Source organism: Propioniciclava flava (genome assembly GCF_004126535.1).
Taxonomy (GTDB): Bacteria; Actinomycetota; Actinomycetes; order Propionibacteriales; family Propionibacteriaceae; genus Propioniciclava; species Propioniciclava flava.
Map to the genome: position 1 here is coordinate 1 of NZ_PPCV01000023.1, position 1426 is coordinate 1426.

Consider the following 1426-nt stretch of genomic DNA (forward strand, 5'->3'; position numbering starts at 1 on the left):
GGCTCTTCGCAGTTGAGGGTGTAGCCCGGGACCATCGGCTGGTTCGCGGATAGGCGTCGAGGTCTTCCAGGATGGAAGTTCTCACGCTCACCATCTTGGAAGACCTCGACGTGCACCACCCTACGTTCGCGACCCCTGACCTGACCACGTTCTGCCGTCTCGACGAGCTCGGCCTTCAAGCCGTCGGGCAGCTGCTCGAGCCTGATCGGGCGGTGCTGGAGTGCCGCGTCGTCGAGGACGACCCGTGGTGTCGGACGTGCGGCGCGGAGGGCGTGCCGCGTGACACGGTGACGCGGCCGCTGGCGCATGAGCCGTTCGGGCACCGGCCGACGACGCTGCTGGTCCGGGTGCGCCGCTACCGGTGCACGCACTGCCGCCGGACCTGGCGGCAGGACACGTCGAAGGCGGCGGCGCCGAGGGAGAAGATCTCCCGCGGCGGGATCGGGTGGGCACTCACGGCGATCGTGGTCGACCATCTCACCGTCTCCCGCGCCGCCGCGGGGCTGGGGGTGTCGTGGCATACCGCGAACACCGCGATCCTCGCCGAAGGCAGACGGCGGCTCATCGACGACCCGGCGAGGTTCGACGGGGTGACCACGATCGGTGTCGACGAGCACGTCTGGCGCCACACACGGTTCGGCGACAAGTACGTGACCGTGATCATCGACCTCACCCCGGTCCGCGACAAGACCGGACCGGCACGACTGTTGGACATGGTCGAGGGCCGCTCGAAGGCGGTGTTCAAGCAGTGGCTCGCCGCACGTCCCGCAGAGTGGTCGAAGAGGATCGAGGTCGTCGCGATGGACGGGTTCTCCGGGTTCAAGACCGCCGCGGCCGAAGAGCTCCCCGACGCTGTCCCTGTGATGGACCCGTTCCACGTCGTCCGCCTGGCCGGCGACGCGCTCGACCGGACCCGGCAGCGCGTCCAGCAGGACACGCTCGGTCACCGCGGTCACGCTGAAGACCCGCTCTATGGCGTCCGTCGCACCCTCCACACCGGCGCGAGCTTCCTCACCGAGAAGCAGACCGCCCGGCTCAACGCGGTGTTCGCCGTCGAGGAGCATGTCGAGGTCGAAGCGACCTGGGGCATCTACCAGCGCATCGTCGCCGCCTACCGGGAACCCGACAAGAACAAGGCGAGGGAGATGATGCAAGCGGTGATCGAGTCGGTCAGCAGCGGCGTCCCCACGATGCTCACCGAGGTCCGACGCCTCGGCCGCACGATGAAGCAACGCGCCGCGGACATCCTCGCGTTCTTCGACCGCCCCGGCACGAGCAACGGACCGACGGAGGCCATCAACGGCCGGCTCGAGCACCTTCGCGGTTCCGCCCTCGGCTTCCGGAACCTCAGCCACTACATCGCCAGATCGCTCCTCGAAGCCGGCGGATTCAGACCGCTCATACACTCTCATTCGCGATGAGCCGC

Annotated in this window: 1 protein-coding gene; it reads left to right on the top strand. The window is 68.4% G+C overall.

The window, feature by feature from the left end; genetic code table 11:
- Window positions 1-110 precede the first annotated feature (110 nt).
- Window positions 111-1421 carry an ISL3 family transposase gene (locus tag C1706_RS13865; protein ID WP_129459826.1) on the top strand — a complete coding sequence of 437 codons (1311 nt, stop codon included), beginning with the start codon at window positions 111-113 and terminating at the stop codon, window positions 1419-1421.
- Window positions 1422-1426 lie beyond the last annotated feature (5 nt).